General features: G+C 72.6%; 16 protein-coding genes. 3 read left to right on the plus strand and 13 right to left on the minus strand.

The window, feature by feature from the left end; genetic code table 11:
- Positions 1 to 52 precede the first annotated feature (52 nt).
- Positions 53 to 1486 (minus strand): aldehyde dehydrogenase family protein, encoded by a 1434-nt coding sequence (locus ACIBI5_RS02860; protein WP_397242508.1) that lies wholly within the window; start codon positions 1484 to 1486, stop codon positions 53 to 55.
- 49 nt (positions 1487 to 1535) lie between these two features.
- On the opposite strand from ACIBI5_RS02860, the gene ACIBI5_RS02865 reads away from it, so the two are divergent.
- The gene (locus tag ACIBI5_RS02865) at positions 1536 to 2243 is read left to right on the plus strand and encodes a polyphenol oxidase family protein (RefSeq protein ID WP_397242510.1); all 708 of its coding nucleotides are present in this window, start codon (positions 1536 to 1538) and stop codon (positions 2241 to 2243) included.
- 7 nt (positions 2244 to 2250) lie between these two features.
- On the opposite strand, the gene ACIBI5_RS02870 is transcribed toward ACIBI5_RS02865, so the two are convergent.
- From ACIBI5_RS02870 to ACIBI5_RS02880, 3 genes are read right to left on the minus strand one after another with little or no spacing between them, the layout of a single operon-like run.
- Positions 2251 to 2601, minus strand: coding sequence for a hypothetical protein (locus tag ACIBI5_RS02870; RefSeq protein ID WP_397242512.1), 351 nt, complete (start codon positions 2599 to 2601; stop codon positions 2251 to 2253).
- A 26-nt stretch (positions 2602 to 2627) separates the two neighbouring features.
- A complete protein-coding gene (locus ACIBI5_RS02875; protein ID WP_397242514.1) occupies positions 2628 to 3764 on the minus strand; it encodes an ATP-dependent DNA ligase in 1137 nt (378 codons plus the stop codon).
- 4 nt (positions 3765 to 3768) lie between these two features.
- The gene (locus ACIBI5_RS02880) at positions 3769 to 4461 is read right to left on the minus strand and encodes a pyrimidine reductase family protein (protein WP_397242516.1); all 693 of its coding nucleotides are present in this window, start codon (positions 4459 to 4461) and stop codon (positions 3769 to 3771) included.
- 363 nt (positions 4462 to 4824) lie between these two features.
- On the opposite strand from ACIBI5_RS02880, the gene ACIBI5_RS02885 reads away from it, so the two are divergent.
- Positions 4825 to 5229 carry a hypothetical protein gene (locus ACIBI5_RS02885; protein WP_397097583.1) on the plus strand — a complete coding sequence of 135 codons (405 nt, stop codon included), beginning with the start codon at positions 4825 to 4827 and terminating at the stop codon, positions 5227 to 5229.
- On the opposite strand, the gene ACIBI5_RS02890 is transcribed toward ACIBI5_RS02885, so the two are convergent.
- A complete protein-coding gene (locus tag ACIBI5_RS02890) occupies positions 5201 to 6256 on the minus strand; it encodes a LacI family DNA-binding transcriptional regulator (protein WP_397242518.1) in 1056 nt (351 codons plus the stop codon). The genes ACIBI5_RS02885 and ACIBI5_RS02890 overlap by 29 nt on opposite strands.
- Before the next feature lie 86 nt (positions 6257 to 6342).
- Here ACIBI5_RS02890 and ACIBI5_RS02895 point away from each other — a divergent pair, with 86 nt between their 5' ends.
- Positions 6343 to 8346, plus strand: coding sequence for a hypothetical protein (locus ACIBI5_RS02895; RefSeq protein ID WP_397242520.1), 2004 nt, complete (start codon positions 6343 to 6345; stop codon positions 8344 to 8346).
- Here the strand turns inward: ACIBI5_RS02895 and ACIBI5_RS02900 are convergent.
- From ACIBI5_RS02900 to ACIBI5_RS02935, 8 genes are read right to left on the minus strand one after another with little or no spacing between them, the layout of a single operon-like run.
- Positions 8343 to 8900, minus strand: a complete 558-nt coding sequence (locus ACIBI5_RS02900; protein WP_397242522.1) for a hypothetical protein — start codon at positions 8898 to 8900, stop codon at positions 8343 to 8345. The genes ACIBI5_RS02895 and ACIBI5_RS02900 overlap by 4 nt on opposite strands.
- Positions 8901 to 8923: 23 nt before the next feature.
- Entirely contained in the window at positions 8924 to 10789 is a 1866-nt protein-coding gene (locus ACIBI5_RS02905) for a heparinase II/III family protein (RefSeq protein ID WP_397242524.1), read from the minus strand.
- Positions 10777 to 11532 carry an SDR family NAD(P)-dependent oxidoreductase gene (locus ACIBI5_RS02910; protein WP_397242526.1) on the minus strand — a complete coding sequence of 252 codons (756 nt, stop codon included), beginning with the start codon at positions 11530 to 11532 and terminating at the stop codon, positions 10777 to 10779. Before ACIBI5_RS02910 ends, ACIBI5_RS02905 begins: the two co-directional genes overlap by 13 nt.
- Before the next feature lie 9 nt (positions 11533 to 11541).
- Entirely contained in the window at positions 11542 to 12504 is a 963-nt protein-coding gene (locus ACIBI5_RS02915; RefSeq protein ID WP_397242528.1) for an acetylxylan esterase, read from the minus strand.
- Positions 12505 to 12542: 38 nt separating this feature from the next.
- Positions 12543 to 14888, minus strand: a complete 2346-nt coding sequence (locus ACIBI5_RS02920; protein ID WP_397242530.1) for a polysaccharide lyase 8 family protein — start codon at positions 14886 to 14888, stop codon at positions 12543 to 12545.
- A gap of 20 nt (positions 14889 to 14908) precedes the next feature.
- On the minus strand, positions 14909 to 15769 hold the full coding sequence (locus ACIBI5_RS02925) for a carbohydrate ABC transporter permease (RefSeq protein WP_397242532.1): 861 nt from the start codon (positions 15767 to 15769) through the stop codon (positions 14909 to 14911).
- Positions 15756 to 16685 (minus strand): carbohydrate ABC transporter permease, encoded by a 930-nt coding sequence (locus ACIBI5_RS02930; RefSeq protein WP_397242534.1) that lies wholly within the window; start codon positions 16683 to 16685, stop codon positions 15756 to 15758. The genes ACIBI5_RS02925 and ACIBI5_RS02930 overlap by 14 nt, the downstream gene beginning before the upstream one ends.
- The gene (locus tag ACIBI5_RS02935; protein ID WP_397242536.1) at positions 16685 to 17971 is read right to left on the minus strand and encodes an ABC transporter substrate-binding protein; all 1287 of its coding nucleotides are present in this window, start codon (positions 17969 to 17971) and stop codon (positions 16685 to 16687) included. The genes ACIBI5_RS02930 and ACIBI5_RS02935 overlap by 1 nt, the downstream gene beginning before the upstream one ends.
- Positions 17972 to 18116: the final 145 nt, after the last annotated feature.

An 18116-nucleotide genomic window follows, 5' to 3' on the forward strand; every position in this document is an offset into this window, starting at 1 on the left:
GAACTATTGGACATGAAGTCAAGTAGTGTGACCGAAGTGAAACGCGTCACTCCTAGGTCTGGATGATGGCCGCCTTCTCCCTGGTGTACTCCAGGACGGCGTCGTGGCCGTAACCCGAGTCCTTCACGCCGCCGAACGGCAGGCCGGGCGGCATCTGGCGGAAGGTGTTCACCCAGACCGTGCCGCTCTGCAGGTCGCGGACGAACCGGTGGGCGCGGGCCAGGTCGCGGGTCCAGACGCCGGCGGCCAGGCCGTACGCGGAGTCGTTGGCGATGGCGAGCGCCTCGTCGTCGGTGTCGAACGGCATGGCCACCGCCACCGGCCCGAAGATCTCCTCCTGGCAGACGCGCAGCGCGTTGTCCCCGGCGGTGTAGAGAGTGGGGGAGATCCAGTAGCCGCCGGGCAGCCCGGCGACCACGTCGGCGCCGGTCAGCCCGCCGAAGACCAGCTCCGCCCCCTCCTTCTCGGCGATCTCCAGGTAGGAGGCCACGCGCTCGTACTGGCCCGCTGAGACGATCGGGCCCATCGTGGTGGCCAGGTCGAGCGGGTCGCCGAGGATGATGCCCCTGGCGGCCGCGGTGATGCGGGCGAGCATCTCCTCCCAGATCGAGCGGTGGATCAGGATGCGCGAGCCGGCGACGCAGACCTGCCCGGCGTTGCCCGTGTAGATCGAGTTGACCGTCACGCCCTCGGCCGCCCTGTCGAGGTCGGCGTCGGGGAAGACGATGTTCGGGGACTTGCCGCCGAGCTCGAACGTCATCGGCTTGATGCCGGCCGCCCTGGTGATCGCCAGGCCGGTCTCGGTGGAACCGGTGAGGCTGATCTTGTTGACGCCGGGGTGGCGGACCAGCGCGTCGCCGACGTCCTCGCCCATGCCGCCGACGATGTTGAGCACGCCGGGCGGGAAGACGTCCGCCAGCAGCTCGCCCAGCCGCAGCACCGAGACGCTCGCCTGCTCGGCCGGTTTCACGATCACCGTGTTGCCGGCGGCGAGGGCGAAGGCGGCCTTGGCGGAGAACGTCGAGATCGGGCTGTTCCACGGGATGACGCAGACCGCCACGCCGTACGGCTCGCGCCGCGTCATGCCCAGCGCGTCGGGGCCGAGGATGACCGTGTCGCCCTTGACCGCCTCCAGGCACTGGCCGGCGGCGATCTGCCACAGGTAGGCCATGCCGGGCAGGTCTCTCTTCAGGGTGTCGCGCAGGATGCGGCCGTTGTCCGTGGTCTCCAGCGTGGCCAGTTCCTCGGTGTGCCGGGTGAAGATCTCGGCCACCTGCCGCAGGAAGTGCGCGCGGCCCAGGGCGGGCAGGGCGGACCATCTGGGCAGCGCCTTCCTGGCGGCGGCGACGGCGGCTTCCGCGTCGGCCTTCCCGCCTGCGGGGATGCGGGCCCATACCTCTCCGGTGGCCGGATTGACCGAGTCGAGGGTCCTGCCGTCGGCCGCGGGGGCGAGCTTTCCGCCGATGAGGTTGCGGTAGTCAATCACGGGACCAAGCATATGCTTGGTTGGGATCAGGGGCCATAGGATGGCCGCCATGCAGCTGGCTCCCGGCGTCCGTGCCGCCGTCACCGACCGCCACGGCGGTGTGAGTGCCCCGCCGTACACCTCGCGCAACCTCGGTGGGCTGGTCGGCGACGACCCGGAGGCCGTGCGGGCCAACCGGGCGGGCCTCGCCGCCGAGCTGGGCGTGCGCGGGATCGTCTTCATGAAGCAGGTGCACGGCGCGGACGTCGTCCACGTCGGCGAGCCCTTCGGGGACGACGCGCCGCCGGTGGACGCCGTGTTCACCGGCGAGCCCGGCCTGGCGCTGGCCGCGCTCGGGGCCGACTGCCCGGCCGTGCTGGTGGCCGATCCGGTGGCGCGGATGGTCGGTGCGGCCCACTCCGGCCGACCCGGCACCGAGGCCGGCATCGCGGGCGAACTGGTGCGGGCCATGGTCGGCAAGGGGGCGCTGGCCGCGCGGATGGTGGCGCTGATCGGGCCCGGGGCGTGCGGGCGCTGCTACGAGGTGCCCGAGGACCTGCGCGCGCGGGTGGCGGGCCGCGTACCGGAGACCCATTCCACGACGTCCTGGGGTACGCCCGCGCTCGACCTGCCCGCGGGCATCGAGGCGCAGCTGCTGGGGGCGGGCGTGGGCGAGGTGCGCCACGACGCGCGCTGCACGATCGAGACCGGCGACCTCTACTCCCACCGGCGCGAGCGGGTCGCCGGGCGGTTCGCCGGGCTCGTCTGGCTGGAGTGAGCCCGGGTCAGCTCTTGCGGTCGCCGTGTCCCCGGGCGAAGGCCCAGTTGACCAGTGCGAGGCCGCCCCAGATCGGCACCAGGCCGCTGATGCTGGAGTCGAGGGCCAGCAGGACGATCGTGGCGGCCGTGCCCAGGACCAGCGAGACGATCGCCAGCGCCAGCCGCATGGCGTCGGACACACTGCTCTGGCGGGCCACCTGCTTGGCGCTGGGCAGCCTGGCCACGCGCTCGTCGACCCTGCGGTCGATCTCGGCGCTCATCTTGTCGATGAAGGACTCGACCACCGCGTCCTCGTACTCGGGTCCGAGATCGCGGCGGGCCGAGACTGCCGCGCGTACGTCATCGCCGGTGCTCATATGTCGAGATATAACGGCTTTGGGGGTCAGCGGGCAAGGATGTCGTCGAGGTTATAGGCAACAGGTCTTTCAAGCTGCTCGTAATTGCAGGATTCGGGCGTCCGATCAGGCCTCCAGCGCCGGAACTGGGCCGTATGGCGGAACCGGTCGCCTTCCATCGCGTCGTAGGCCACCTCCATCACCAGCTCCGGCCGCAGCGGGATGAACGACAGGTCCTTCTTGGCGTTCCACCGCGAGACCGCGCCGGGCATGCGCTGGCCGCCGCGCGCGGGCGTCGCGGCCGGGCCGCCCTCCTGCGCCTGCAGGATCGCCTGGTCGGCCCACGCGCCCCACGGATGCTCGCCGAGCTGGGCGAGGTACGGCTTGAGCTCCTCCACCAGCTCCGCCCGGCGCGCCATGGGGAACGAGGCGGCCACGCCCACGTGGTGCAGCTTGCCGTCGGGGCCGTAGAGGCCGAGCAGGATCGAGCCGACGATCGGGCCCGTCTTGTGCTCGCGGTATCCGGCCACGACGACGTCGGCGGTGCGTTCGTGCTTGACCTTGAACATGGTGCGCTTGTCGGGGATGTACGGCTGGTCGCCGGGTTTGACGATGATGCCGTCGAGTCCGGCGCCCTCGAACATCTCGAACCACTCGCCGGCCTGCTCGTCGTTCCTGGTGACCGGGGTGAGGCGGATGGCGCCCGTCTGCCCCTTTTCAGGAAATATCCCCTCAAGGCGGGCGCGGCGGTCGGCGAACGGCGTCTCCATCAGCGACTCCTCGCCCAGCGCCAGCAGATCGAAGGCGATGAACGAGGCAGGAGTCGTCTCCGACAACATCTTCACCCGCGAGGCCGCCGGATGGATGCGCTGCTGGAGCTGCTCGAAATTGAGGTGCGTGTCATGGATCAGCACGATCTCGCCGTCGACCACGCACTTGTCGGGCAGCTCGCGTTTTACCGCCTCGACCAGCTCGGGGAAGTACCGGGTGAACGGCCGCTCGTTGCGGCTGCCCAGGAACACCTCGTCGCCGTCGCGGAAGATGATGCAGCGGAAGCCGTCCCACTTCGGCTCGTAGAAAAGGCCGCCGTCCTGCTTCGGCATCGCCTTGACCGCCTTGGCCAGCATCGGCGCCACCGGCGGCAGCACCGGCAGGTCGAGCTGGATCTCGGTGGGCTCCTCCATCGGCTCACTCCCTCACATAGCGGTTGAACAGCACGCCGTCTTCCTCGAGCACCTGGGCCAGCGTCAGGCCGACGTTCGCGCTCTCGCCGTTGAGTATGCGCGCCGCCGTGCCGCCGACCAGCAGCGGGCTCACCGACAGGCACAGCTCGTCGATCAGGTCGGCCGCCGCGAGCTGCGCGTTGAGCCGCGGCCCGCCCTCGCACAGGATCCGGTCCAGGCCACGCTCACGCAGCGCCTGTACGGCCAGCGGCAGGTCGACCCGGTCCGCGCCCGCCAGGATCACCTCGGCCTGCCTGCCCGCCGCGGCCCGCCGGTCGGCGGGGGCCGCCTCGCAGGTGATGACGATCGTGGGCGACTCGGCCTCGGTGAACAGCGGGCTGCCCAGGTCGAGGTCGAGCCGGCGGGTGATCACGGCGATCGGCGGGGGGACCTGCCTGCCCGGTCTGCGTTTGGCGGGGCCGTACCCCTCGGTGCGGACGGTCGCGGCGCCCGCCAGGATCACGTCGGCCAGCCCGCGCAGGACCCCGAACACCCGGCGGTCGCCCTTGCTCGAGAGCCCCCCTGACAGGCCCTTGAGCCAGGCGGCGCCGTCGGCGCTGGCCACCATGTTGACCCGCAGCCACGGCCGGCCCTCCGGGTAGGCGTAGGCCTGGGCCAGGTCGGGGTCGTCATGGGTGTCCGGGTGAATGCGACGCACCCCCCTACCTTGGCACACACCCCCGACAACCAGCCCCACCTCCCACCCCCGGCGACCCGTCACCGTTGTCCCGCGGGCAGGAGCGGTGAAGCACCCAAGGACCCGGCCGGAGCGCCCGGCCTCCAGGAGCGCTCGGGATCCGGAGGGGGTGCGCGTGCGCAGGGGAGGGCGGTCCTCGGCCGGACGGCGTGTCCGGCGCGCCGGAAAGTGCCGGGGATGCACGGGCAAGAGCGGGGTGGAAGGGCGCAGGACGGGCCGGGTGGGCGGTTGGAGGAGGATATAGCGCTTTCGTGGATCTGAAAGACGTACGTGATGTCTTGTGCTTAACGTGGCGATAGGGCGTGGGGACTACAAGGAGGCCCGGTGGGTCTGGTCACTGTCGTGACATGGCTGTTCACTGCGATCGTCGGCATCTACCTGCTCTACCTCTGGCTGTCAGGCGGCGGCCTGCGACAACAGGCGACGAAGGTCACCCGTTTCCCGGTGGCGCTGATCTTCTCCCATCCGGCTCTCGCGATCTGCGCGCTGGCCTGCTGGGTCGCGTTCCTGCTCACCGGGAACCGGGTGCTGGCCTGGGCCGCGTTCGGGGTGCTCGCGGGCGCGGCGCTGCTGGGGTTCACGCTGTTCACGCGCTGGCTCGGCGCGGGCCGGCACGCCAAGGGCGCGGAACGGCGGCTGCCCGTGCTGGCGGTGCTGCTGCACGGGGTGGCGGGGGTGACGACGTTCGTGCTGGTGCTGCTCACCGCGGCGGTGGCACGGGGCCAGTAGAGCCCCTGACCACGAGCTCGGGCCGCATCAGCAGCGAGCGGCCGGTGGCCGGCTCGTCGGACTCGACGCACTCGCGCAGGTGGGTGAACGCGGCGGCGGCCATGTCGGCCATGGGCTGGCGGACGGTGGTGAGCGGCGGCGCGGCCAGGTCGGCGAGGACGATGTCGTCGAAGCCGACGACGGAGACGTCCTGGCCGACGCGCAGCCCGGCGTCGCGCACACCCGCGCTGACGCCCAGCGCGCACATGTCGTTGATGGCGACGATCGCGGTGGGCGGGTCGTCCTCGCGCATGAGGTCTGCGGCGGCGCGCCGGCCGAGCCCGGCCACGTCGAGGTCGCCGTAGGGCTCGTCGGCGGCCCCCGACCACACGATGGCGTCGTCGGGGGAGAGCCCGGCGCCCTCCAGGGCGTCGCGGAAGCCGCGGAAGCGCTCGCGCCGGTTGACGCTGCGCAGCGCGCCGGAGACGAACGCGATCCGGCGGTGGCCGAGCTCCAGCAGGTGGCGGGTGGCGAGCTGGGCGCCGATGACGTTGTCGACGCTGATGTTGACCATGCGGGACGGGTCGCCGGCCTGGGCGGTGCGGTCGAAGGCGACCAGGTTGAGCCCCTGCTCGACGAGGGGCAGCACGTGGTCGAGCGAGGGCAGGGAAGAGCAGAGCACGACGCCGCGGATGCCGTCGGCCCACAGCTCGTCGATGTAGGCGCGCTCGCGCTCGGGGTCACGGGCGCTGTTGCAGAGCAGCACGTGGTATCCGGCGGCCAGGGCGGCCCCTTCCAGGTGGAGCGCGAACGCGCCCCAGAACGGGTTCGCCACCGACGGCACGACCAGCCCGACCACCTGGACGCGCCCGGTGCGCAACTGCCGCGCGGCGCGGTTGGGCCGGTAGTCGAGGTGCCTGATGGCCTCCTCGACCCTGGCCCTGGTCTCCGGCAGCATGCGGCCGGGGCGGCCGTTGAGGAAGTTGGACACGGTGCTGGGGGAGACGCCCGCGGCCTTCGCTACCTGGTGGATCGTTGCACCGCTCATGGCGGTCATTGTAGCGCCCTGCTGGAGGGTCCTGCTGCCCATGGTCTAGGGTGAAGTCTCGGTAAAACGTTGCACAAGGAGGTCGTGTGTTTCCCGTCGACGGCCTGAGGGACCCGCTCACCACGACGCACGCCGCGCAGTGGCGCCGGTTGCACGAGCAGTGCGACTGGTACCGCCGCCAGCGGCCGCCCGCCGAGCACCCGCGCGCCAGCATCACCTACTTCGGCCCCGCCGCCGCCAACCTGGCCCTGGCCTACCGGCTGACCGGCAACCGCGCGTACCTGGAGGAGGCCTGGCGCTGGATCTCGACCGCGATCTCCTATCCTCACTGGGGCAAGGCCCACCTGCCCGACCACGACCTGGACGCCGGCTGGCTGCTCCACGGACTGTCGATGGCCTGCGGCTGGCTCGGCGACGACCTCGGCCCCGGCCGCCTGGAGGCACTGCGCGCCAAGCTGCGCCTGCAGGGGCGGCGCCTGTACGACCACGCGGTCGCGAGCGAGGGCGGCTGGTGGTCCTCCAGCTACTGGCAGAACCACAACTGGATCTGCCACGCGGGCCTGGCCGCCGCCGGGTACCTGCTGGACGAGCCCGCCTGGACCACGCGTGCCCGGCGCAACCTGGAAACCGTCCTGGAACTGCTGCCCGAGGACGGCTCCGACAGCGAGGGCGTTGTCTACTGGAGGTACGGCGTGCCGTGGCTGGCCATACACGCCGACCTGGTCGAACGCCTGGAGGGCGTGAGCCTGTGGGATCGCGGCGGCTTCCTGGGCAACACCTTCGGCTGGCGGCTGCACCAGTGCGCGCCCGGCTTCGAGGAGAACGCCGACCACGGCGACTGCCACGACCGCCGCAGCGGCCACAGCCCGGCCCTGTACTACAAGCTCGCCGCCGCCTACCGCGACGGCCGCGCGCGCTGGCTGGCCGATCTGGTGTCGGAGCGCTTCCTGTGGCGCGAGGCGTACGAGTCGGGCGTCAAGCCAGGGGTCATGCCCGAGGCCTACCTCGAACTCCTCTGGTACGACCCGTCGGTCGCCCCGGAGCCGCCGCGTGAAACCAGCGCCTACTTCCCCGACCTCGGCCAGCTCACCACGCGGACGAGCTGGGCCGGCGACGCCGCGTACCTCAGCTTCAAGTCCGCGCCCGGCGGCGGGCACCGCGCGTGGCGGGAGTCGCGGCGGCTGCGCGACGAGCGCGGCTGGGACACGCTGAGCGCCGGGCACCACCACCCGGACGCGGGCTCGTTCGTGCTGGCCGCGCACGGGGCCTTCCTCGCCGTCGACGACGGCTACTGCAACGCCAAGCGGGCCGCCCACCACAACCTCGTGCTGGCCGACGGCTCGGGCTGGGCGGATGAGGGCCGCTACCACGTCTACAAGGACCTTCCCGACGACCGTGTGCCCGGCATGCGCGACGTGCTGGCCCGCGACGGCTTCGCCCACGCCACCTCCTCGACGGCGGTGATGTTCCCCGAGGAGCTCGGCGTGCTGCGCTGCGACCGCACGCTCGTGGTCACTCCGCGCGGCCGTACCGTGCTGCTCGACACGCTGGCAGCCGCCGAGCCGCGCGCCTGGACCATGCTCCTGCACACCGACTGGCCCGCCGATCCGAGCGCCCCCGATCTGGCGCTGGTCTCGGGCCCCGCCCTGGCCTGGGTACGCCGCCTGTCGACCGAGCCCGTCCAGGTCACCCGGGACGTCACCGAGATCGAGGCCAACCCCACCTCCTCCACGCCGAGCCTGCGCATCGTGAAGACGCTGCACACCGTCCGCACCACGACCGCGCGCGTGCGGGAGGCGTGCCTCCTGCACACGATCGAGCCGTCCGCCGCCCTGAACCCCGCCCCGCCGACGTCCGCGCGCCTCCCTGTCGACAGCGGGTACGGCACGGCGCTGTCGTTCGACGGCGAGGTGGTCCTGCTGTCGCCCGCGGAGCGGAAGATCACGGCGGCCGGCATCGAGGCCGAGGCGGCGGCGGTCATCGTCTCCGGCGGCAGGGCGGCGCTGGTGGAGGCGGTCAGCGTCCGGCGCGACGGCGAGCCGGTGCACGCGTCGCCGCGCCCGTGGACCGGCGTGGTCGACTGGCCCTAACCGCGCCCGGCGCCGAGGTGCAGGGCGAGCAGGAGGGGGACGGTGGGCCCGTACAGCAGCGGCCCGAACGGCAGCACGATCGTGAGGATGCCCGCCGCCACCGCCGCCCCCAGGATCGCGAGGCTCGGCCCCGGCGCCCCGAACCCGCGCAGCGCCGTCAGCGCCCACGTACGGGCCCCCGCGCCGGGTGCGCGGGCGGCGGCCACGGCCAGGTGCACGTGGTAGACGAGCGCGACGGCGAGGACGCCGAGCTGCCCCCACAGCAGCGGCCCGGCCAGCTCGCCCGGCCGCCGCAGCAGGAACAGCACGTTCGCGCCGAGCAGCGCCATGGCGGCGGTGGAGGCGAGCGCGTGCGGGAGCAGCGGGCGCAGGTAGCCGGGGAAGGCGCGCAGCACCCCGGTGAACACCCGGTGCTCGCCCTCCTCCCGCCAGGCCCGCAGCGCTGCCGCGGCGGCGGCCAGCGCGGGCAGCCACGTCACCACGCCCAGCGCCAGCAGGCAGAACGCGGCCCCGGCGAACGCCGGAACGGTCGCGTACCCGAGCAAGCGCACCATCGCCTGATCCCAGCGCCGCCCGCTCACGGCAGCCGACGCTCCTCTGCGTCCCCGCCCGCACTCACCAGGAGATGCTCCTCGGCAGCACCGCCCGCTCTCGGCAGGCGGTGCTCCTCGACGGCGCCGCCCGCCAGCGTCACCCTGAGCGCGCCGTCCGCCACCGCCACGCCGAGCACCCCGGGCTCGGCCCCCGCAGCCTGGTACACCGAGCAGAACGTGACCGGACCCCGCGCCGCCCAGTCCAGGCAGGTGCGGGCCCGCTGCGGGTCGTCGGCCAGGCCCGGCGCGGGGAAGGCCGAGAGCACGGCGGGGGCGTCGGCCACGTGCAGGCCGCGCAGTTCCTCCTCGCCCCGCCACACGGTCGTGACCACGCCGTCGCCTTCGGCCGCCTCCACCGGCACCCCGGGCCGCAACCGCAGCACCACCGGCTCGTCCGCCTTCGGCGCCAGCGCGCACAGGTCGGCCAGGTAGCCGGAGCCGGTCAGCACCGTCCGGGTGAGGCGCACGCCCGGATAGGCGTCGTCGCAGCTCGCCGTGACCCGGCCGGGGTCGTCGGCGTCCAGCGTGCCGGTGGTCTCGGCGGGTTCCAAGCCGGGCAGGCCGGGGGCGGGGTGGGCGTCGGGCCCGGCGAAGTAGGCGCGCCAGCGGTCCTCGGCGTAGGGGACCTGGCCGGGGTCGGGCTGCCAGGGGGTGTGCTCGCCGTACAGGTAGAGGGCGAGTTTGTCGTGGTGGCCGTGGCTGCCGCCGTGCGGGCCGTAGTCGAGCACGGCGTGCACGCCGCCCGCCCGCAGCACCGCGAGGCCCGCGTCGGGAAAACGCGTCCCCGGCGGTACGGCGGCGCGCGGCGGCCCGGCGAACCACCCGGAAAGGAAGGACTCCAGCCGGTCGTGGCCGGTCCCGGCGTCGGCCACGGCGCGGGCGGTGACGGCGGCCAGATGGTCCGGCGCGGCGAAACCGGCGGCCAGGACCCCGAGCTCGGCGTGCTCGGCGGCGGTGGCGGGGCGGTCGTAGGGGCCGTCGTGGAGCGCGGGCAGCACCCCGCCGGGTGAGGCCGTCCCGGCCAGCGCCGCGATCATGCCCAGCAGCCTGGCGGCGACCGCGTCCGGCAGGTCCCCGGGGCGGGTGCCGCGCAACTGCAGCAGGTAGGCGCGCAGGACGAAGCCGTGGTAGTAGGTCGAGGCCTCCCACTCCCAGCCGTCCGGCGCGACGGCGGCCAGGATGTGCGCGTGCAGGCCGTGCGACCCCTCCAGCCAGTCCGCCTCCGCCGTGCTGTCGCGGGCCTCTTGCGCGTCCGTCGTGCCGCCGCGGATGAGGGCCGCGGCGCGGGCGGTGACGGCGCCGGCGGCGTTGAGCCAGGCGGTGTAGTTGGAGGTGAAGCGGTCCTGGGCGACGAGCGTGGCGCGGGCCTCGCGGGCCGCGCGCTCCAGCGAGTCCAGCAGCGGGAGGAGCGGGTCCAGGCCGTGGATCTCGTGTTCGGCCAGCGTCCAGGCGGCGTGGCCGAGCGAGACCGCCCAGATCGCCTCGCTGAGCGCCTGGTGGAACATGCGGCCCCGGAGCATCCACGGCTGAGCCTGTTCGTGGCGGCCGCCGGAGGTGAGTTCCGCGTACCGCTCGCCGTACTCGATCAGCGGGGGGAGGGCCTGCGCGGGGGAGACGGCGGCGAGCAGGCGGATGCGGCGCGCGCACGCCTGGTGGGCCAGGGCGGCCCACGCGCCGTGGACAGCGGGGGTGTCCAGGCGGCAGCCGTACGGGCAGCGCGCCCCCTCGGGCGGGAACGCGCCCGACAGCAGGCCGTCGTGGGCGAGTTCGACGCCGTGCGCGCCGCAGACGTAGGCGTGCCACCAGCCGCCGCGCTCGCGCGGCAGGCGCGGCGCGCTCAGCGGGGCCATACGCCACCGTCGATGTCGAGCGTGGTGCCGGTGACGAAGCCGTTGCCCGGCGCGGCCAGGTAGACGGCGGCGGCGGCCACGTCGGCGGGGTGGCCCTCGCGACCGGCGGGGATGCCGCCGACGATGGCCGCGCGCGCCTCGGCGGAGGTGAACGTGTCGTGGAAGGCGGTCTGGCCGATGAATCCGGGGGCGAGGGCGTTCACGGTGATGCCCTGGGGCGCGAGCTCCTTGGCCAGGGCCTTGGTGAAGCCGATGACCCCGGCCTTGGCCGCCGCGTAGGCCGCAGAGCCGGGGCCGCCGCCGTTGTGGGCGGCCAGCGAGGACATCGTGATGATGCGGCCCTTCGCGCCCATGTGCGGTACGGCGGCGCGGCAGGTGCGGAAGGTGGCGCCCAGGTTCACGTCCAGCGTGGCGGCGAACTGCTCGTCGGACATGTCGGCCACGGTAGACCGTCCTACCAGATGCCCGGCATTGCACACCAGGACGTCCAGCCCGCCCAGGAACGCCACCGCCTCGCCGACCAGGCGGCCGGCCTCCTCCGTGGAGGTCAGGTCGGCCCGCACGGCCAGCGCCTTGCGGCCGCACGCCTCCACGCGCGCCACGGTGTCCGCCGCTCCCGCCGAGCGCCCGTAGTGCACCACCACGTCAGCCCCGGCCCCGGCCAGCGCCACGGCGATGGCCGCGCCGATGCCGTGTGCCGCGCCGGTGACGAGGGCCCGGGTGTCACGCAGGTCAGAACTCATCAGAACTCCTTAGGAAAACAGGGAACGCAGGGCCGCGAACTTGCGCGGCAGGTCGTACTCGGCGCCGCCCTCGTGGCCGTTGTAGCGGTACACCTCGATCGAGGCGGGACCGGCGTAGCGGTTGAAGGCGGCGTAGACCGTGGAGGGCGGGCAGACGTTGTCCATCAGCCCGACCGAGAACCAGCCGGGGCAGGAGGCGCGGGCGGCGAAGTTGACGCCGTCGAAGTAGGACAGTGTGGTGAAGGCCGTCTCCGCGGCGAAGCGGTGGCCGCTCAGCCAGCGGCGGATCTCCGCGTAGGGGCCGTTGTCGGTGATCTCGGCCGCGCGCCGGTAGTGGCACAGGAACGGCACGTCGGCCAGCATGCCCGCCACGTCGTCGCGCAGCCCGGCGACGGCCAGCGCCAGCCCGCCGCCCTGGCTGCCCCCGGCCACCGCGACCCGCGAGCCGTCCACGTCGGGATGCGCCCTGACCGCGTCGACCGCGCGGACCGCGTCGGTCATGAGACGCCGGTAGTAGTGGTGCTCGGGATCCTCGATGCCGCGGGTGACGAAACCGGGCGCGGAGGAGCCGTGGCCGGCCGGGTGCACGTCAGGGGTGTCGGCGGTGGCCTTGCCGCCGCCGCCCTGGCCGCGGTTGTCCATGATCAGGTGGGCGTGCCCGGCCGCGCTGTAGGCCAGCGACTGGTACGGCAGGCCGCGCCCCCCGTTGTACCCGATGTACTGCACGACGGCGGGCAGCGGCGCGGTTCGATGACGGGGCAGCAGCAGCCAGGCCTTGACCGGCTGCCCCGCCCATCCGCCGAACGTCACGTCCAGGACCTCGACCGTGGCCAGGCCGCCCTCCCACGGCGCGAACTCCGCTCCGGCGGGGGAGTCGTCGAGCGTGCGTTTCCAGAACGCGTCGAAGTCGGCGGGCTCCTCGGGTTCCGGGCGGTAGTCGCGCAGCCGGTCGGGCGGCATGTCCACGAGCACGGGCAATCCTCTCCATCGAGCGATTTGTCGGGGGCTGTTCAGGCCAGGTCGGCGGTGAGGCTCGCCCCATGGCGGCCCGCGGTCTCCGCGGTGATCCGGACCCGGCCCGCCAGCGCCTGCACCCGCACCCCCGGATCGGCCCGCACCATCCGCAGCCCCGGCCGGAACAGCTCCACCACCACCCGGTCGCGCTTCTGCGTCGGATCGGACACCGCCACCGCCGTCGCCGAGCCACGCCTGCGGGTCACCACCGAGGCGGCCCCGTCGGCCGCCAGATCCACGGCCCGCCCGGCGCCCCAGAAGTTCGCCGCCAGGAAGTGACGGCCGGGACCGGCCACCGCGTGCACCGCCCCCGTCGCCGCCACCACCTGAGCGGCGGGCGCCGCCGACCATGCCGCCGTCCGCTCGGCGGAGGCCGCGGGAAGCTGGGTGTAGGAGTAGCCGGTGCCCGCCGCGTGCTCCAGCCACAGGGTCAGGTAGGTGCGGGTGATCTCGGTGGCGGAGCCGTACTTGATGTTGATGTCCTTCCACCGGCCGGTACGCGCTTCGCGCAGGGCCCGCAGCCGTGTCGGGCCGGCCAGGACGTAGCCGCCGGTGCCCGCGAGGTGGGCCCAGCGCACGCCGGTCAGCGTCCCCGGGCTGCCCGGTACGGCGGCGCCGTTCACGGTCAGCACGGCCTGCGGATCGCGCAGCTTGCGGTTCTCCAGCACGGTCTCCACGTCCTGGCCGGTGATCCCGGAGCCGACGCAGACGATCGCGTCGTCGACGAAGAACCAGCTCTTCAGCGCGCGCAGGCCGGTGCCGAGGCCGCGCACATCCATGCCGTAGGCGGCCAGCGTGGTGCCGGGCAGCGCGGCGCCTCCGGCCCAGTCGGCGGCGGACACGCGCCGCTGGTCCTGCCCGTCGGCGAGCGCGCGCCGCTCGACGGTGGTGCCGGGCAGGCGGTGCGGATCCACGGTCGGCCAGTAGTCCTCGCTGTAGTGGCCGAGGTCGCCGTCGTAGACCAGGACCATGCCGTCGGACAGGTGCCAGCCGCGCAGGTTCTCGTTCTGGATGGACTCGTAGTTGTAGATCCGCGTGGAGTACGCGCTGACCGCGTAGCCGAAGCCGGGGCGGTGGTGGACGGCCTTGTCCATCCGCGGGTACTGCCGGTGCAGGACCGGCGGCGGGTAGGCGGGCGCGGCCGAGCCGAGCGCCTTGCGGGCCAGCACGATCGACGACAGGTCGGTGACCTTGAGGAAGTCGCGGTAGGTGTCCTCGGTGATCCAGCGCTTGATCAGCCGTGTCAGGTGGGTGGCCCGGCCCGGGTCGGCGCCCGCCAGCCGCAGCGCCGCCTCGATCACCGGCTGCGCCGCCGCGTGTCCCTGCTTGCTCTCCCGCGCCACCTCGCGGCCGCAGACGGCCGCCATCATGTCGCCGCGGAACATCAGCGGGTCGAACGCCTCGTCCACCCACCGGTACACGTTGTCCACGGCCGGGTCGCGCACCGCCCACGTGCTGCCGGCCAGCAGGTGCAGCAGCTTGGACAGCGTGCTGAGCAGTTCCTTGCCGTAGCCGCCGTTGTAGGGGTGCTTCCAGTGCTGCAGGAACGACCCGTCGGAGTAGAAGCCCTCGCCGGTGCCGCCGGCGCCGGAGTCCTGGAAGGCCAGCACGCTGTTGGCGCCGCCGCCGCGTACGTCGCTGAGCGCGTCACGGACCTCGCCCAGCGCACTCCCGTCCCCGTCCAGTACGGCCCGCAGCGCCACGACCGTGCACACCCACACCCGGTTGGCCCCGGTGGCGATCTGCCGGTCGGCCCGCCACAGGTTGGGGTCGGGCGTGTAGTGGTGGACCGCCGCCGTCATCCTGGCCAGGCGCTCGGCCCCCAGAACGTCGTGCAGCAGGACCATCGCGTCGTTGAGCTGGATGGGCGCGCCGATCTCCCAGTCCCAGTCGTTGTCGTAGCGGGCCAGGGCGGGGCCGTAGCGGCGCTCGGACATCCAGTCCAGCGCGTCCAGGACCACCCGCAGGGTCGGCGCGTGCGCGTGGTGGCCGGTGCCCGGCGTCGCCCACGACAGCGCGATCTTCGCCAGCCGCGAGAAGCTCGACGTCACATGGCCGGAACGGGCCGGATCGGCCAGATCAGGCCACAGCGCGGTACGGCAGGCGCCGGTGTCGAGCGTGGCGAGGAACCCGGCGGCGGTACGCCCGATCCGCGCCACCGCGGCGGCGATGTCCGGATCTCCGGCGTCGATGCCGTCGCCGCCGGTCAGCAGGGCCCGCCACCGCAGCCGCAACGCCGCGGTATCGGCCACAAGGGCCGTGGCCGGGCCGGCGGCGAAGGCGGCGGTGGCTCCTAAGCCCGCGCCGATCAGGACGGTACGCCGGGCGAGAGGCAGGGACATGGTAGATCCTTCCGGGGGGGTCACTTGATGCCGGCGGTGGCGAAGCCCTGGACGAAGTAGCGCTGGAAGGCGACGAACAGCAGCACCATGGGCAGCGTGGCCAGCGTCGTACCGGCCATCAGGAAGGCCCACTGTGTGTTGTTCTCGGTCTGGAACACCGACAGGCCCACCTGGATCACCCGCAGATCGTCCCGGCGCGTGATCAGCAGCGGCCACAGGAAGTTGTTCCACGACCCTTCGAGCGTGAGCAGCGCCACGGTGGCGAAGGCCGGCTTCACCAGCGGCGTCATGATGCGGGAGTAGATGCCGAACTCGCCGAGCCCGTCCAGCCGCGCCGCCTCCTCCAGCTCCACGGGCAGCGACAGGTAGAACTGCCGGAACAGGAACACCGAGAACGGCGCGACCGCGCCCGGGATGATCAGGCCCCACCACGAGTCGAGCCATCCGGTGCCGCCCTGGCCGAACAGGTCGTTGCCCCCGGCCAGCGGCATGAACCGGACGATCAGGAACTCCGGCAGGATCTTCGTGTACGTGGGGATCATCAGCGCGCCCACGAAGGCGGCGAACAACCATCGCGATCCGGGCAGGCGCAGCCGCGCCAGCGCGTACCCGGCCATCGAGGCGAAGGTGACGTTGATCAGCGTGTGACTGACCGCGATGATCAGGCTGTTGCGGGCGTAGGTCGCGAACGGCGCCGCGGCGAAGGCCTCCACGTAGTTGCTCCACGCCCACGTGGTCGGCAGCAGGGGCGGCGGGCTGGCGCCGATGTCGGCGGGCGTCTTGAGCGAGGTGAGCACCATCCACGCGAACGGCGCGATCATGATGACCGCGATCACGCTCAGCGCGGCGTAGAGGCCGATCCTGCGGCTAAGCCGTGACACGGTCGCCTCCGATGACCCGCCGGTTGATCAGCGTGAGGGCGATCAGGATGGCGAACAGCACCAGCGACTGCGCGCAGGCGTAGCCCATGCGGAACTCGCGGAAGGCCGACTTGTACACCTCGTAGGTGATCATCGTGGTGCTGTGGGCGGGGCCGCCGTCGGTCAGGACGTAGATCTGGTCGAAGGACTGGAAGGCGCCGATCACCGAGGTGACGAAGACGAAGAACGTCGCCGGGCGCAGCAGCGGCACCGTGATCGTGAAGAACTGGCGCACCTTGGAGGCCCCGTCGACCGAGGCCGCCTCGTACAGCTCGGGCGGCAGGTTCTGCAGCGCCGCGAGGTAGATCAGCATCTTCATGCCGATGCCCTGCCAGACGCCGACCGCGATCACCGCGGGCAGCGCCCACGTCGTGGACGACAGCCAGTTGGGCCCGGCGACGCCGAAGAACGACAGCACCGCGTTGAGCAGCCCGCCGCGCGGGTTGTAGATCCACAGCCACACCAGCGCGACCGCGATCGTGGCCGTGACCTGCGGCAGGAACACCGCGGTGCGGAACAGCCTCCGGCCGCGCACGTTGCCGTTGAGCAGGACGGCGATCACCAGCGCGATGCCCATCGCCACCGGCACCGTGAAGATCGCGTAGACGACGGTGTTGAGCACGGCCCGGCGGAAGACCGGGTCGCCGAACATCTCGGTGAAGTTGGCGAGCCCGACGAACTCCGGCGCGCTCAGGATGTCGTAGGAGGTGAACGCCAGGAACACCGCGGCGACCAGCGGCAGCCCGGTCCACAGCAGCATGTGCAGGAACGCCGGCGCCATCATCAGGTATCCGGCGCGCCGGCGCGAGCGCGACGAGCGCGCGGGCCGGGGCGCCGCGCGCGGGGGACGCGGCGGGGCGAGCGTGCCGAGTGCCATCAGAGCCGGCCGATCGCGTTGGCGGCCAGGCCGGACAGCTCCTTGAGCGCCTCGGCCGCGCCGCGCTGGCCGACGACGGCGGTCTCCAGCGTCGGCTTGATCTTCTCGCGGATCTCCATCCAGGCCGCGGTGCCGCCCTCGGAGTAGGCCTTGTCCAGGTTGTCCAGCGCGAAGCCGACGAACTTGTTGTTCTTCACGTACTCGCTGTCGCGCAGGCTCCGCACCGCTGGCACCGACCCGCGCTGCCGGGACGCGGGCAGGATCACCTCCGGGCTGGCCAGGAACTCCACCAGCGCCCGCGCCACGGCCGGCTGCCTGCTGTGCGCCGACACCGAGGCCAGCGTGCCGCCCTGCAGCATCGCCTCGTTGGTGTTGCGGACCACGAACGTGCCGATGGCGTCGTCCTTGATCAGCTCGGGCGTCTGCTGCTCCATCTGCAGCCACAGCGCGGTCGTGGTCATCGCCATCGCCGCCTTGCCCTGCTGGATGAGGCTCGGCTGGCCGGTCTCGGACTTGAAGGAGTACTCGGTGCTCCTGTCGGCGATCAGGTCGAGGAAGAGCTGCAGCGCCGCGACGCCGCGCTCGTCGTCGAACAAGGGGGTACGGCCGGCCTCGTCGAACAGCTTGCCCCCGTTGGCGAACAGCAACGTCTCCCAGCACTGCCGCAGGTCCACGGAGAACGGGTCGAAGCCCGCGGTGGCCAGCTTGCCCGCGGCGTCGCGCCTGGTCAGCTCCTTGGCGAGGGCGCGCAGCTCGGTCCAGTCCTGGGGCGTCCCCTTGATCCCGGCCTTGTCGAACATGTCCTTGCGATAGGCGACCACCCGGGTGTCGAGCACCACCGGCAGCGCGTAGAGCTTGCCGTCGTAGCGGGAGGGTTCCAGCACCCTGGGCTCGTACTGGTGGCGGGCGGCCACGGAGTCGGGCAGCGGAGCCAGCACCTTCTTGTGGGCGAACGGCGGCACCCAGCCGACGCCCAGCATGAGCACGTCGGGCAGGAGCCCGCCGGCCAGCGCGGTGGTGATCTTCTCGTTGAGCGCGGCGTAGGTGGTGTAGTCGACGCGCACCCTGGCCTTGGGGTGCCGCTTCAGGAACGAGGGCAGCAGCGTGCCTTCGAGGAGCTGCTTGCCGCTGGACCCCTCGAACATCGGGGTCAGGAGCGTGATCTCGCCCTCCACGGCGCCGTCGGCGTTCCCGGCCGAGGAGCCGCCGGCGGCGCACCCGGTGGCGACCGCGGCCGTGCCGAGGGCGCCTAGCGCAGCAAGGAAACCCCGTCTCGTCAGGTCCATGGGATGCCTCTCAGTTCTGGGGGGAAGGGGCGCCGATGAATCGATGCACCAACCATAGGGACGCCTCTTTCCGTGGTCAACAGCGAGTTCACTGGGAGGGCGTCGAGATGTTGGGTCTCTTGTGGTGCATCGGTACACCAACCAA

This window comes from Nonomuraea sp. NPDC050540 (assembly GCF_044457485.1).
Classification (GTDB): Bacteria; Actinomycetota; Actinomycetes; order Streptosporangiales; family Streptosporangiaceae; genus Nonomuraea.

Excerpts from the sequence above, each read along its gene's own strand:
- ACIBI5_RS02910 (WP_397242526.1), bottom strand. The coding sequence starts at position 11,532 with ATGAGTTCTGACCTGCGTGACACCCGGGCCCTCGTCACCGGCGCGGCA.
- ACIBI5_RS02920 (WP_397242530.1), bottom strand. The coding sequence starts at position 14,888 with ATGTCCCTGCCTCTCGCCCGGCGTACCGTCCTGATCGGCGCGGGCTTA.
- ACIBI5_RS02930 (WP_397242534.1), bottom strand. The coding sequence starts at position 16,685 with ATGGCACTCGGCACGCTCGCCCCGCCGCGTCCCCCGCGCGCGGCGCCC.
- ACIBI5_RS02900 (WP_397242522.1), bottom strand. The coding sequence starts at position 8,900 with ATGGTGCGCTTGCTCGGGTACGCGACCGTTCCGGCGTTCGCCGGGGCC.
- ACIBI5_RS02905 (WP_397242524.1), bottom strand. The coding sequence starts at position 10,789 with ATGGCCCCGCTGAGCGCGCCGCGCCTGCCGCGCGAGCGCGGCGGCTGG.
- ACIBI5_RS02890 (WP_397242518.1), bottom strand. The coding sequence starts at position 6,256 with ATGAGCGGTGCAACGATCCACCAGGTAGCGAAGGCCGCGGGCGTCTCC.
- ACIBI5_RS02935 (WP_397242536.1), bottom strand. The coding sequence starts at position 17,971 with ATGGACCTGACGAGACGGGGTTTCCTTGCTGCGCTAGGCGCCCTCGGC.
- ACIBI5_RS02875 (WP_397242514.1), bottom strand. The coding sequence starts at position 3,764 with ATGGAGGAGCCCACCGAGATCCAGCTCGACCTGCCGGTGCTGCCGCCG.
- ACIBI5_RS02865 (WP_397242510.1), top strand. The coding sequence starts at position 1,536 with ATGCAGCTGGCTCCCGGCGTCCGTGCCGCCGTCACCGACCGCCACGGC.
- ACIBI5_RS02870 (WP_397242512.1), bottom strand. The coding sequence starts at position 2,601 with ATGAGCACCGGCGATGACGTACGCGCGGCAGTCTCGGCCCGCCGCGAT.